Source organism: Sphingopyxis sp. GW821-FHT10B01 (assembly GCF_059415685.1).
This window is the reverse complement of sequence record NZ_JBWKNS010000003.1, coordinates 757,592-770,658: the sequence shown is the minus strand read 5'-3', so window position 1 is coordinate 770,658 and position 13,067 is coordinate 757,592. Positions and strand designations below refer to the sequence as shown.

At 63.6% G+C, this 13,067-nt stretch carries 14 protein-coding genes; 10 read left to right on the top strand and 4 right to left on the bottom strand.

The window, feature by feature from the left end; all coding sequences use genetic code 11:
- Window positions 1–45 precede the first annotated feature (45 nt).
- Entirely contained in the window at window positions 46–525 is a 480-nt protein-coding gene (locus tag AC07NV_RS12500; protein ID WP_495166671.1) for a VOC family protein, read from the top strand.
- A gap of 6 nt (window positions 526–531) precedes the next feature.
- Here the strand turns inward: AC07NV_RS12500 and AC07NV_RS12495 are convergent, their stop codons facing one another.
- Window positions 532–1,611 carry an AraC family transcriptional regulator gene (locus AC07NV_RS12495; protein ID WP_495166670.1) on the bottom strand — a complete coding sequence of 360 codons (1,080 nt, stop codon included), beginning with the start codon at window positions 1,609–1,611 and terminating at the stop codon, window positions 532–534.
- A 284-nt stretch (window positions 1,612–1,895) separates the two neighbouring features.
- Here AC07NV_RS12495 and AC07NV_RS12490 point away from each other — a divergent pair, with 284 nt between their 5' ends.
- The gene (locus tag AC07NV_RS12490; RefSeq protein WP_495166669.1) at window positions 1,896–2,651 is read left to right on the top strand and encodes a glucose 1-dehydrogenase; all 756 of its coding nucleotides are present in this window, start codon (window positions 1,896–1,898) and stop codon (window positions 2,649–2,651) included.
- A gap of 339 nt (window positions 2,652–2,990) precedes the next feature.
- Window positions 2,991–3,776, top strand: a complete 786-nt coding sequence (locus tag AC07NV_RS12485; protein ID WP_495166668.1) for an SDR family NAD(P)-dependent oxidoreductase — start codon at window positions 2,991–2,993, stop codon at window positions 3,774–3,776.
- Window positions 3,777–3,909: 133 nt separating this feature from the next.
- Here the strand turns inward: AC07NV_RS12485 and AC07NV_RS12480 are convergent, their stop codons facing one another.
- A complete protein-coding gene (locus tag AC07NV_RS12480) occupies window positions 3,910–4,740 on the bottom strand; it encodes a helix-turn-helix domain-containing protein (RefSeq protein ID WP_495166667.1) in 831 nt (276 codons plus the stop codon).
- A gap of 101 nt (window positions 4,741–4,841) precedes the next feature.
- Window positions 4,842–5,135, bottom strand: a complete 294-nt coding sequence (locus AC07NV_RS12475; protein WP_495166666.1) for a hypothetical protein — start codon at window positions 5,133–5,135, stop codon at window positions 4,842–4,844.
- Between the two features lie 387 nt (window positions 5,136–5,522).
- Between AC07NV_RS12475 and AC07NV_RS12470 the strand changes: the two genes are divergently transcribed.
- The 6 genes from AC07NV_RS12470 to AC07NV_RS12445 all read left to right on the top strand — a co-directional run bounded on the left by AC07NV_RS12470 (window position 5,523) and on the right by AC07NV_RS12445 (window position 11,678).
- Window positions 5,523–6,263, top strand: coding sequence for a hypothetical protein (locus AC07NV_RS12470; protein ID WP_495166665.1), 741 nt, complete (start codon window positions 5,523–5,525; stop codon window positions 6,261–6,263).
- Window positions 6,260–7,162: a PD-(D/E)XK nuclease domain-containing protein gene (locus tag AC07NV_RS12465; RefSeq protein WP_495166664.1), complete on the top strand. Its 903-nt coding sequence runs from the start codon at window positions 6,260–6,262 to the stop codon at window positions 7,160–7,162. The genes AC07NV_RS12470 and AC07NV_RS12465 overlap by 4 nt, the downstream gene beginning before the upstream one ends.
- Window positions 7,163–7,197: 35 nt before the next feature.
- Entirely contained in the window at window positions 7,198–7,836 is a 639-nt protein-coding gene (locus tag AC07NV_RS12460) for a hypothetical protein (RefSeq protein WP_495166663.1), read from the top strand.
- A 452-nt stretch (window positions 7,837–8,288) separates the two neighbouring features.
- Window positions 8,289–9,389, top strand: a complete 1,101-nt coding sequence (locus tag AC07NV_RS12455; RefSeq protein WP_495166662.1) for an ArdC family protein — start codon at window positions 8,289–8,291, stop codon at window positions 9,387–9,389.
- A complete protein-coding gene (locus AC07NV_RS12450; protein ID WP_495166661.1) occupies window positions 9,386–9,805 on the top strand; it encodes a DUF2958 domain-containing protein in 420 nt (139 codons plus the stop codon). The genes AC07NV_RS12455 and AC07NV_RS12450 overlap by 4 nt, the downstream gene beginning before the upstream one ends.
- A gap of 85 nt (window positions 9,806–9,890) precedes the next feature.
- Window positions 9,891–11,678, top strand: coding sequence for a ParB/RepB/Spo0J family partition protein (locus AC07NV_RS12445; RefSeq protein WP_495166660.1), 1,788 nt, complete (start codon window positions 9,891–9,893; stop codon window positions 11,676–11,678).
- 169 nt (window positions 11,679–11,847) lie between these two features.
- On the opposite strand, the gene AC07NV_RS12440 is transcribed toward AC07NV_RS12445, so the two are convergent.
- Window positions 11,848–12,270, bottom strand: coding sequence for a hypothetical protein (locus tag AC07NV_RS12440; protein ID WP_495166659.1), 423 nt, complete (start codon window positions 12,268–12,270; stop codon window positions 11,848–11,850).
- A gap of 143 nt (window positions 12,271–12,413) precedes the next feature.
- Here AC07NV_RS12440 and AC07NV_RS12435 point away from each other — a divergent pair, with 143 nt between their 5' ends.
- Entirely contained in the window at window positions 12,414–13,049 is a 636-nt protein-coding gene (locus tag AC07NV_RS12435; protein ID WP_495166658.1) for a hypothetical protein, read from the top strand.
- Window positions 13,050–13,067: the final 18 nt, after the last annotated feature.

Genomic DNA, 13,067 nt, shown 5'->3' with positions numbered 1-13,067 from the left:
CTCCGCGCCCGCGGCGTCGGCCGCCGGCCTCCTCCAATCGGGAAGATGAAAATCATGAGCAATACGACAGGTCCCAGCTGCCAGGTCCGCCATTTTGGCATTTGCGTGTCCAACCTCCCTCGGTCGATCGCCTTTTACCGCAATGCATTTGGCTTTGACCTGCAGTACGCCACGCGCGTTGGCAACGAGGTTGCCCGCGTGGCCGAACTGCCGGAGGTCGAACTCGATATAGCGGTGCTCGGCCTCGGCGGTCTGGTGATCGAACTCATGGAATACATCAAACCCGGGGCGATCGGGCCAGCGGAGCGTCGGCCGATCAATCAGCTGGGGCTCACCCATATATGTTTGAGGGTCGATGACATCGACGCGTTCCCGGCGCTGGTCCGGCAATGGGGAGGCGAGTATCATGACCATACCCGCTCGTCCTTCACCGTGGACAAGGTTGCATATGAATGCGTCTATTGCACCGATCCCGACGGGACGCGGGTCGAACTGATGCGCGACGCCGAAATCGAGACGCGCTGAGGGCGATCAGGCCGGCGAACCGGCTGCGCCATCCTCGCGCGACTGCCGGCGATAGGCCGAGGGAGAGGCGCCGCTCCACTTCTTGAACGCCAGGACAAAGGTCTTGCTGCAACTATAGCCGAGGCGCTCGGCGATATCGTCGCTCGTAAGTTTCGTGGTCAGGAGATAATTGGCTGCCAAGCTGTTGCGGCATTCAAGCTTGATCTTCTGGAGCGAGGCACCTTCTTCCTGGAGCCGCCGGCGCAGTGTTGCACTGCTCTGATGGAAGATCCTCGTCAGAGCGTTGAGGTCGGGCATTTCGGCCGAGCGCAGAAGCGCAGACCGGCAATGCGCGCGGACCTGCTCGGACAGCGGCACATTGGTGGCCGGCGCATGGAGATCGAAGGGAAAGAAGTTGAGCATATCCCTCAACTGCTCACGCGAGCGGAGGATCACATGGTCGAGATGGCAGGCGGGAAAGCGCAGGCTGCTCCGCGCCGCGCCATATTTGAGCGGATAAGGAAAGAGCTCGCTGAGCAGGCCAGGCCGGGCCGGCTGCAGATGCACCACGCTTGCCTCGACGATCTGGATTTGCTTGCCGATCAGCCAGCTGAACAGATCATGCAGCGCCCGAAAACCGATCACGTCCATCAACAAGGTGCTGGCCACGTCGGGAGACCGCCAGATGTCGAAGCTGAGCGTAGCAATGTCGTCGTCGATCGACAGGTCAAGCTCTCCCGCACGTCCACCAATCATCCGGAAAAAGGCCTGCGCGCGGAGGAGGGCCTCGTGAAGCGTTTCGCAGCTCACAAGCCCGAAGCACATGAACTGAAACTCCTCAACGCTCATCGGGCGCGCAGGCGATCCGCGACGGGCATGATCTTCCAGCGCGCAGATGCACTCCCGGTTGAGCCGCGCCGCATTGCTGCGCGAAAGGCTCGTCACCTTGCCTTGCATAATATCGGGAATGGCAACAGGCAGATTGAGCCGGCCTTCAATGAGCTCGGGGGAAGTGCCGGCATCCGACAGCGCCTGGAGGAGCCCCCGCGAGATATTGAGCGGAACATATCCGGCATTTGGCCTGCTCACGTGCTTCGTCAGCAACATATCCTCTCCTCGCCCCATTCATTTGCCGGCATTCGCTGCAAGTGCAAGGTATGTGCTATATATATGTCCATTTGCGTATTTCTGATACAAAAAAAATACGCGTTTAGTTATGAAGGGGTTCGCGGGCGTGAGCAGTGCGCTGGCGCCTTTTGAGCGCTGCGATGGTTATGCCTGGTCCGGACCAACGATATCGGTCGGACCCCAGGGGCGAGCGATTTCTGAACATCGCTGATCAATTTGCGAGATTGGGATGACGAATCGATTGGAGGGCAAGGGCGGTGGCAATGTTGCATAGCTTCGAGGGGAAATCGGTTCTCGTTACGGGGGCAGGGAGCGGCATCGGGCGCGAGACGGCACAGGCCTTCGCCCGTGACGGAGCAAGGGTGCTGGTCACGGACGTCCTGGAGAGCGGACGGGAAACAGCCGACGCGATCCGCGCGACCGGCGGGGACGCATTTTTCGTCAGGGCAGACGTCAGCAATTCGGCCGACGTACAGGCGATGGTCGCGCGGGCCCTGTCAGAGTTCGGGCGGCTGGATGTCGCTGTCAACAACGCCGGCATCGATCCGGAGGTCGTGCCGACAGCCGAGTGGGACGAGGCAACGTTCGCCAACGTCATGGCAGTCAATCTTCAGGGCGTGTTCCTGTGCATGAAATATGAGATTGAACCCATGCTCGCGCAGGGTGGCGGCGCGATCGTCAATGTCGCATCGCTCGCCGCACTGGTCGGCGTTGGCAACAAGCCGGCCTACACAGCCAGCAAGCATGGAGTCGTCGGCCTTACACGCGCATCGGCCCTCCAATATGGCTGCCAGGGAATTCGCGTGAACGCCGTCTGCCCCGCGGCCGTCGACACGCCGATCCTCGAGCGCAACCTCGCGTCGCCGGACTATCGTTCAGCAGTGGATGCCGCCCATCCGATAGGCCGCATGGGGCAGCCCCGGGATGTCGCGTCCGCGATCCTGTGGCTCGCATCGGAGGCGGCGGGTTTCGTCACGGGTCACGCGCTCGCGGTCGATGGAGGCATGGCGGTTCAGTAACCCGGTTTCCGCGAAGAGGCTGGCGCGGGGGCGGGCACCGCCGCGGCGGAGGCGGTGCAGGGATACCGATGGCTTGCCTGAGGGCCGGCGCGCTCGGTTGCGGCGGTGGCCCAGAGTCTCAATTCTTCCGTCCCGCCGCTTCAAGGCGACGAGATTGGGGAAAAGCGCAAACGATCAACATCGCAAATCCGCGTGTTGGCACTGCGTCGCAGGTCTGAGCAATGCGCTGGCGCCTTTTGAGCGCTTCGATGGTTACGTCTCGTCCGGGCCAACGATATCGGTCGGACACCCAGAGATCGAGCGGTTACTGGACATCGCCGGTCAGTTTGCGAGGTTGGAATGACAGATCGATTGAAAGGCCAGACGGCATTGGTGACTGGCGGCTACGGCGCGATCGCGCTGGCGTCCGCCAGACTTCTCGCGCGCGACGGCGCGGCCGTCATGCTGATGGGCCGCCGGCGCGACGCGATCGAGGAAGCGCGCGCGAAGCTGCTCGCGGATGTACCCGGAGCCCGTGTCGAGCTCAGCGCCGGAGACGCCTGTTCGGAAGACGATGTGCGTGCCGCGCTTGAGGCGGCGCACGCCATCGCTGGCAGGCTCGATATCATCGTTGCAACCGTTGGCGGAGGCGGCTTCAAGCCCTTCCTCCAGGTCGAGTCCAAGGATCTGCACGATGTGCTCGAACTCAATATCACCAGTGCGTTCCTGGCGATGCGCCACGGCGCGCCGCTGATGGAGCCGGGCGGGTCGATCGTGTGCATCTCGTCCAATGCCGCGAAGGCCGTTTTCCGATTCCTTTCGACCTATCATGTTGCCAAGGCGGGGCTCGAAGCGCTTGTTGCCGCTGCCGCCGAGGAACTCGGCTTGGCGGGGATCCGCGTCAACGCGGTGCGTCCCGGGCTTACCCGCAGCGGCGCCACCGGCCCGATGTTCGAGACCGAGGCGGTGCGCCAACGCTTTCTCGAGGAATATCCGCTCGGCCGGCTCGGCGAGGCGGAGGATATTGCCGAGGCCGTCCGCTATCTGGCGGGACCGGAATCGAGCTGGGTCACCGGTCAGAGCTTCGCCGTCGATGGCGGCAACGAGCTGCGCAAGAATCCTGATCTTTCGGCGGTGCTTGCATAACGCTGAGGCGCGCCAGCCATCCTATGCCGATCCCCCAACGGCCAGCTGTACAGGCGATGGTGCGAACGCGCCCGTGCACTGCGACCGCCGCGTCGCGTGCGGCCATGACATGGTCCGTTGGAGGAGCGCGGCTCTACTGGCGCGGCAGTGAAGCTTCCACGCCGAGCGCGGTCTCCCAAAAGACGCGGGGATCGATCGGGCGGGCGGCGCAGAGCAGACTGTACCAATGGGTCTGATGCAACGGCAGCGATCGATCTTCGGCTGCGAGCTCGCGCATCCGGTGGGCGAGGGTGGTGATCATGTTGCGCAGTTGAGCGATCGACCCCGCCGACAGCTTGACCGTTTCAAGTTCCCAAACCGCACGCGGATCGTGAAAGTCCATCTTCTCGAAATGCACCCGGATCGATGCGTCGATCGCGCGTCGCAGGGGCCCTCCGAACAGCCATTCGGGGTAGCGCACCGTGAGCAGCCGCACCCGGTTTCCCGGAAACAGGTCGAGCAGCCGCAGCTTTTCGAGCCGCCGCAGATGCAGGATGAGATCGGGCTCGCTCAGGCCGAATTCTTGCTGAATGTCCTGCGGCGACCAGTCGTAGCGCAACAGCAGGAAGATGAAGGCCGTGAACAGATCGTCCGCCAGTCCCTGCTCCTGCTCGGCGGTCAGCGCGCGCGCCTTGGCATTGCTCCGTCGCGCCGCCATCCCGGCCAGGTCGATTAACCCGATCCCCGTGATCCCGCAGACCGCCTCGAGCATTGCGAGACTGAGTCCGCGTCCGGCGAGATTGCGCTTGATCGTGGTCTCGCTCAGACCGAGCTGCGCGGCGATGTCGCGATACCGGATGTTGCGCCCCTTGAGCACGCGCTTGAGTTCTGCGAGCAGCAGGGCCTGATCGCTCGATCCATCGAGGTCTTGTCGCGACATTATTCGCCTTCCTTCATGGTCCGTTCGGGGAACGGCCGCCGTCACTTTCGCTATCGCCCGCTGCGAATTGCGCCGCTGTGCATATCACCGGGCATTCGACGTCGCCTGGAAATACCGGCCCTGTTGTCGTGAGAGCCGCAGCGCGATCAGGCGAGCAGGCGGCGCAGGAAATAGATGCGGAAGAGGTCGAGCAGCGTCTCGGCCGTCTCATTGTCGTTCGCATGCGCGATGACCTGCAATCTTCCGTCCGGCGCGTGCACGAATTCGAACGGGTGAAGGCCCGTCAGCCGGAGTGCGGCCGGGTCGAGTCCGTCGCGGCGGAGCGCGGCATGGGCGGCTTCGTCGAGCGCGAGTCCGATCCAGATGCCCGCGCTGCGCGCCGCGATCATATCGAGATCGTCGCGCTCTTCCGCGATGAGTAGCTCAGCTCTGCCGTCCATTCCTTGTCCCCGTTTGGCCCGTTCGTTCCCGCCGCGGCCGATATCCGGATCTGGCCTCCGCCCGCCGCGAATCCCGCGATCGATTCACCGTGCCATGCTCCGATCCGGCGCGCCTGACCATGCCAGTTTCGATAAGGCGTTCAGCAAAAATTCTTTGCCGCGGATCGTCCTTTGCCCGTGCCAGCGGCCCTCCCGATGCCGGAATGGGACGCCCGGGCGTGGTGAGAATGTCGCAGGAGGTCGGATGAACTCTATACTCATGATCCAATCCTCCTTAGCCATCATGGCTATCCGCACCCCTGTGCCTGTCTCGCGGCGGGGTTTCATCGATCCAAGCACGAACGGCCCAGGAAATGCGGAGCCGATAAACAGAATAGTCCGGAGGATATGTTGACCGAGCCAAGCAATACAACACTCAAACGCTTCACGAGCCTTGCCGCTGTGCTCGACATGCTGGTCGAGAAGCGACTGACGTTGCTCAGTCCGGCAAGCTGGGACGACAAGAATGACACCGCCTATGTCGAGGCGTATCGTCAGGCCCGCGGCGTCGAGAATATCTTCGCAATATGTTTTACCCAGGCGCCCGAGACGTTCCACCATTGGCGTGTCTTTTCCGGTGGCCTCGAAGGCATGCGGGTGAATATCGACAAGCAGGCGCTGTTGCGGAGCTTGAGCGACGATCCCTGTTATGTCTGGAACGACGTGGAATATCGCACATTGGACCGAATGGCGGCGGCCCGCACGATCGATGTGTTCGATATTCCGTTTCTCAAGCGCTATGCCTTCCGCGACGAACTCGAATTCCGGCTGCTGTACGAGTGCGGCGATCGACATGCCGTCGTCCATCACATCCCGATCAAACGCGCCTGGATCAAGACCATCACCGTCAGCCCCTGGATGCCGCAAACACTCTTCGAGAGCGTCAAGACCGCTATCCGCAGCATCGATGGCTGTGAAAGACTGAAAGTCCAGAGGACGAGCCTCAGGGAAAATGATCGCTGGAAGGGCGCCACAAAGCGGATCGTTGAAGCAGGGGCGGCCGCCTCGGCGCTTTCGCGCAACCCGATCAATCTCGATATCGGGCTCGCTTCGCTGTCGAACGGCATCGAAGGAGGCGGGAATATATGACCTCGCTGAAAGCGACGAAGAGAGCCGCCCAATATCTGCGCGATTTCATGCGCGCCAATACGGCCGAATGGGCCGAACTGATGAAGGAGTCCGCACCCAGCAAGGGGTGGGGGAGGGGCGATGACGCCCATGACGCCCATGATGCCGCAATATTCCTCTATCAGGAGACCGACGCACAGTTTCTCGACTTCACCATCCCGGGCTATTTCGCTTCAGGCGCCGATCTGCTGCGCGCCTTGCAGCAATTTCGCGAGGGGATCGAAGCCTATGAGCAGCGCCTGAAGCGGCATCATGAAACGGCTCTCGCCGAAGGACGCACGCCGGCAACGACCGTCGGCATGGTGCATCGAGAACTGGAAAAATGCCGCTTTGGTGTCGACGAAGCCGTTGCGGAGCTGACGCGGCGCACTCGATCCACCGTGGTCGCACCCACGCCTGCGGACGATATGGAGATTCTGAAAAGGATCGCGGCGCGTTTCCCGGAGGTGGTGGCGGAACTTTCGACGCGCAGGAAGGATCGTCCGTCGCTCGAAATGAAGGACGAATATGACGTCCAATATCTGTTCCAGGCGCTGCTGCGGCTCGAGTTCGCCGATATCCGTCCCGAAGAAACGATGCCCAGCACCGCGGGCGGATCGGGGCGGGCGGACTGTCTGCTCAAGGATCGCAATATCATCATCGAGTTCAAGATGACGCGGGACGGCTATGATGCGGTCAGGCTGCGCAAGGAACTGGCGGACGATTTCGTCATTTATGCCGCCCATCCCGATTGCCAGCGACTGTTCGCTTTCGTCTATGATCCAGGGCGCCACATCGCCAACCGCCCGGGGGTCGCGTCCGACCTCTCGATACCCCGGCCGCCGATCGAACAGGTTGTGACGTTCATTCAGCAGGGCTGAGCGTCGGTGGTGTGCAGCGGACAGGGGAAAAAGCGATGCAACTGGCAAGGATCGAGCTGCCGCCGCGGGATGCGCCGCTCCTCCTCGCCTGGCCCGCCGATGGCCAGCCTGCGGCCTTTCTGCAATTCGACGACCCGGAGGCGTGGCGCCGCTTCATCGACGCGCTCGGCATTCACCCCCTTGTCCCCGAAATCGTTGCCGCGAAATTCGCGCGGGCGCAGACACTCTATCTGCTTGGCTGGATCGATTTTGGCTTGGTGAAGGCCGGCGAACTTGCCGCGCTCGTAGCGCTCGAACTGGCGCTGACCGATCGTTTCGGGGGCGCTGTTCGCGACCTGAAACGGAAGGAGAGCATTGGAAAATCGGCCAAGGTGAGGCGCGCCGCGGAGCGGCAACCGGGTTTCGCCGAATTGCTGCACCATCTCGTCGATGTCGAGAAACTCACCGACGCCGATATTCCGATGATTGTCCGCTGTGGCGGAACGGCGATCGGCCAGTTGACGGGGGATGTCCGGCCGACGCTCGCCGAGCGGCGCAACGCGCTCGCGCATGGCGATCCGTTCGAGGGATTGCCCGCCGCGGGGTTGCTCGAGCTGGTCCGCGACCTCATCGATTTCGCCTATCGCGATTATATCGCCGAGGGTGAAAGGCTCGGGATTTTGCTATTAACATAATACCGATTCCAAATCCCGGCCCCGATCCTCAGTAGCTGACGCCGACGCCCCGCGCGGAATTCGCGCGGCCGCACTCTATAGCGCGCACTGACGGTGCGCCGCCACCGAGCCCCGCGCCGCGGGTCTCGTCCATTCGGTAACGATCGCTGGCGCTCAATGGTCGCCGCGCCTGCGGCGCGGCGGCGTTTCCTGTGGCCTCTCCCGGATGCGCGGGAGTGGGCGGCGCGCCCGTCTGGGCTCGCGCGCGGACGCCGCAAGCCGGCCTTCGACTTCGCTCAGGACCGGCTCCTCCACTGCGTTCCGGCCCTGCGCCACCCTGTCGCGCTGGCGCGACAGGGACCCCGGCTTGGGTGCGGCGCCCGCTTGGTGCGCGATCCCTGCGATCGCTCGTCGCCGCCCACCCCCGCTTTCCGGGGAGGCCATGCGGTTTTGGGGTGGCGAGGAGACGAGCGATGACGATCACCAGCAAGCGCGGCGCCAAGCCCCACCGTCGCAGCACCAAGTCGGCAGCGGCGACCGGGACCGACCGCGCCAATCTCTATGACGATGTGACCCGGCGCATCGTCGCCGAACTGGAAGAGGGGCGTTTTCCATGGGTCAGGCCATGGGGACGGACCGGCGGCACAGGCCCCGGCATTCCGCGCAATGCGCTCACCGCTCGGCCCTATTCGGGCGTGAATATCCTCATTCTCTGGGGGGCGGTCATCGAACAGGGCTGGCCCTCGCAAAGCTGGCTGACCTTCCGGCAGGCGCTGGAGGCTGGCGGCAATGTCCGCAAGGGCGAACATGGCGTGACCGTCGTCTATGCCGACCGGTTTATCCCGAAGAAGGCGGACAAGGCGGGGCTCCGGGGGAGCGCCGCCCCGCCTGATCGGGATGAACCGCCCGAAGCCCGCGCCGTGCCCTTCCTCAAACGCTTCACCGTTTTCAATGTCGCGCAATGCGAGGGGCTGCGTCCGGGCCTCGCCGCTGACCCCGCGCCGCTCCCTGAACGCGAGATCGTTCCGCTTGCCGAGGAGGTGATCGCGGCCTCGGGGGTCGATTTCCGCATCGGCGGCGGCGACGCCTTTTACATTCCATCCCTCGATTATGTGCAGGTGCCGCCGCAGCCCGCTTTCTTCGAACAGATCAACTATTACCGCACCGCGCTCCACGAACTGACCCACGCGACCGGCCATGTCTCGCGGCTCGACCGCAAGTTGATGAACGGCCTTGGCGGCAAGGATTATGCGCGCGAGGAACTGGTCGCCGAAATGGGGTCGGCGTTCCTCTGCGCCGCGCTCGGCATCGTGCCGACCGTCCGCCATGCCGATTATCTGGCGTCATGGCTCGATGTTTTGCGTGAGGACCTGAGCGATGACGCGGCGGTCCGGGGGACCGGCGCGCCGCGAGGGCGCGCGATCTTCCGCGCTGCCAGCGCCGCCAGCAAAGCCGCAGACTGGATTCTCGCTCGCCACGCCAGCGCAGGGCAAGACCGGGAGGGCGAGGCGGATAAGGCCGAGGTGGATAGGGCCGGGGCGGGCAAAGCCGTGGAGATGGGGAGGGTGGCATGATCCTCCTGACCCCCGAACTTCGCGCGGCACTCCGCGCGAACCATGACGCGCATCGCGCGGCGGCGGACACGGATGCCCATCACGACCCCGTGCCCGTCGTCAAACTCTTCAATCCCATGGGCGCGGCGACATGGCTCGCAACCGAACTCTACGACGATGGCGACACATTGTTCGGCCTTGCCGACCTCGGCTTCGGTTGCCCCGAACTCGGCGTGTTCAGCCTCTCCGAAATCGCGGGCATCCGGCTTCCCTTGGGCCTCGGCATCGAGCGTGACACCGGTTTTGCGAGCGACCGGCCCTTGTCGGTCTGGGCCGCGACCGCGCGGCGCGCCGGTTCGATCATCGCCGCCGAAACCCTCATTCGCCGCATCGCGGCCAACGACCTTCCGCCTCCCGGCGAGAACCGGGGCGGATGACGCGGGCGGGCGTTTCCCGCCGATGAAAAGCCGGTCCGCACTCCCGGAAAGAAACACGGACCGGCACCTTTGAAAGGTGAAAGTCATGAAACTCGACTTTATCGATCTTGGCAAGCTGTCCGTCAGCAAGGCCAATATGCGCTATGCGAAGAAAGCGCCCGATGTGACCGACATTCTGCCGACCGTGCGCAAGCGCGGCGTCATCATGCCGGTGCTGGTGCGCCCGAATTGCGCGCCCGACAGCTTCGAAATCGTCGCGGGCGCGCGGCGCTTCCACGCAGCGATCCTCATTGCCGAGGAACGGCGCGCGGCGGGCGAAGAGGTCGACCTCATGCCCTGCGCGATCCTCGACGAAGGCGACGATGCCGACGCCATCGAAGCCTCGTTGATCGAGAATATCGCGCGGCTCGACCCCGACGAGGTCAGCCGGTGGGAGAGCTTCACCCGGCTGGTCAAGGAGGGCCGGGGCGTCGCCGAGATCGCCGACACCTTCGGGCTTCCCGACCTCACCGTCCGCCGCATCCTCGCGCTCGGCAATCTCCTGCCGCGCATCCGGGCGATGTACGCCCGCGAGGAGATCGACCGCGCGACCGTCCGCCATCTGACGCTTGCGACCAAGAGCCAGCAAAAGGCGTGGCTCGCGCTGGCCGACGACACCGACAGCTATTGCCCGACCGGCCATCAGCTGAAATCATGGCTGTTCGGCGGCCAGTCGATCGCCGCGCGCCATGCGCTGTTCGACGTCGCGGCGAGCGGGCTGGCCACCGTCGCCGACCTGTTCGGCGAGGATGCCTATTTCGCCGATGCCGATGCGTTCTGGACGGCGCAGAACGCCGCCATCGCCGAGCGCGCCGAGGCCGCGCGCGAAGCGGGCTGGGCCGATGCGGTGATCGTCCCGCCCGCCGAGCATTTTTCGGCTTGGGAATATGAGAAGACGACCAAGCGCAAGGGCGGGCGCGTCTATTTCGACGTGCGCTCGTCCGGCGAGGTCGTCGTCCACGAAGGCTATCTCACCCGGCGCGAAGCGCGGCGGCTGGTCGAGAGCGGCGACAAGCCGGGCGCGGCGGCGAAGCCCGTCCGGCCCGAGGCGACATCGGCGATGCAGGATTATATATCGCTGCACCGTCACGCCGCCGTGCGCGTGGCGCTTGTCGGTCATAACGGCCTCGCGCTGCGCCTCATGGTCGCTCACGCCATCGCCGGGTCGCCGCTCTGGCGTGTCGAGATCGAGCCCCAGAAATCGCGCAACGATGCAGTGCGCGAAAGCGTCGAAAACGCCCCCGGCGAAGCGCGGTTCGATGCGCAGCGGCGCGCGGTGCTGGCGCTGCTTGGCTTCGACCCCGAAACCCCGACCGTCACCGGTGGCGACGATGGCGCGACCCGGCTGTTCCTCCGCCTCGTCGACCTGCCCGAACCGGCGGTGATGGACATCCTCACCATCGTCATGGGCGAAACCCTGTTCGCCGGTAGCGCGCTGGTCGATGCGGTCGGCACCGAGCTTGGGATCGATATGGCCGGTTATTGGCAAGCCGACGACGCCTTTTTCTCGGCTGTCCGCGACAAGGAGGTGATGCGCGCGATCCTCGCCGAGGTCGCGGGCGAGGCGGTCGCCGCCGCCAATGCGGGCGAGAAGACCAAGGTGATGGCGAAGATCGTCCGCGATCATCTGGATGGCAACGACGGGCGCGCCAGGCATGAAAACTGGGTGCCGCGCTGGATGGCATTCCCGCCCACCCACTATACGCCACGCGGCGGTGTGGCGTCGGTCGCGGCCCATGCCGCCGTCGAACGGGCGCGCGCCGAGGCGCACAGCCCGCCGCCCGACAGCCCCGCGCCCGCAGCGGCGGTCGAGCCGCTGCCGCTCGCGGCCTGACATAGGCCGGGCGGGCGGTGCGACCGCCCGCCCGGTTTCTTGTTGGAGGCCAATTCTCGCCCGATGGGGGGAGGGCGGCTGAAAATCCGCGCGCCCTCGCGCCTTGCAGGCGCTCGGGCGCGCGGATTTTCTCCGGGTTGCGGGCAACGGCGCCATCGATAGATAGGGTTCAGAACGGGATGGTCCCGGCCCGATAGAGGGCGACCACCGCATCGCGGTCGACGTAATCCCGCCCGGTCTCGATCTCCCATTCGGAAAAGCGCTGAAAGAGCGGGTGGGTCGGAGGGCCGATGATCGGCTTGTAACGCCCGAATTGATGCGCGGTCAGGTCGTATCGCCAATCGCCGACCTTCACCCAGAAATGGTGTTGATACGTCCCGGGCTTGGTCCCCTTGACGATCTCGACATTTTCGAGGGCGTATTTCTCCTCGAGAAGATATGTGAGGATAAGCGAGACGCTCTCGCACGCGTTGCAGGGATAGGAGAAGGCGAACGGATATTCGAAAAGCTCTTCGACCTTATTTCGTTCGAGGAATTCGAGGAGCAGCCGCGTCGATGTGTCGATGCTGGATTTGAGAGGGGGCCTTCGCATGAGTGCGACACTGACTGCCGCCGGAGCAGCCATCAAGCCGAAGCTTGATGCCATGCTGAAAATAGTGCCAGATGAGAATATATTTTCGAATCTCTGTCGGAGTTCGAATATATGGTTGGCAAATCAACTACAGGATCTGAACAATGATTTCGAGCGTCGCTGCGGGGGTTGACGGGAAGTTGGAAATATTGCCCGGATTTCCCCTGTCGGATTTCATGTCTGTTTCTATTGCGGCATTGGCTTTGCTGGTCACGGCGTGGCAGTTTCGCCGCAGCATCAAGACCGAAGGAGTTAATCTCCGACGGGCGGCGGAGAGTGAAAACAGGAACATCGCAAGGACGGAAAGTTCCGAAAAGCGCAATTTGACGGTTGCCATATGGCAAACGTGGATTTCGTCGGAATATCGCAAATATCGCACGGACGCTTGGGACGCGCTTCGCGGTGGCGATGTATCGTTAGAGGTAGAGGCTACCCCGTTGATGGCCCCGATATTGAAGGACAAGCTCGCCAACGAGGCGATCGGAAGCGTAGAGCATTTCATTGACGAGGTGGCTCAAATTCGCTTGGCGAAGTTGGTCGATGAAGAGCTGTTCGATGCGTTGTTCAGAAGATCCTTTATGGCATGGGCGGGCATTATGTATCGCTTCGACCGTACAGACTCCGACAGTTTTACCCCTGAAGAGCTGAAGGTTGCTTTCGACGCGCTGTTGGGCCCGGGGCATAAATCTGCTGCGGCGGAAGATTATGCTCGACGTGCGCGCGTGCCATCGTCTGCGTAGGCGGACCGAAACCCTTTC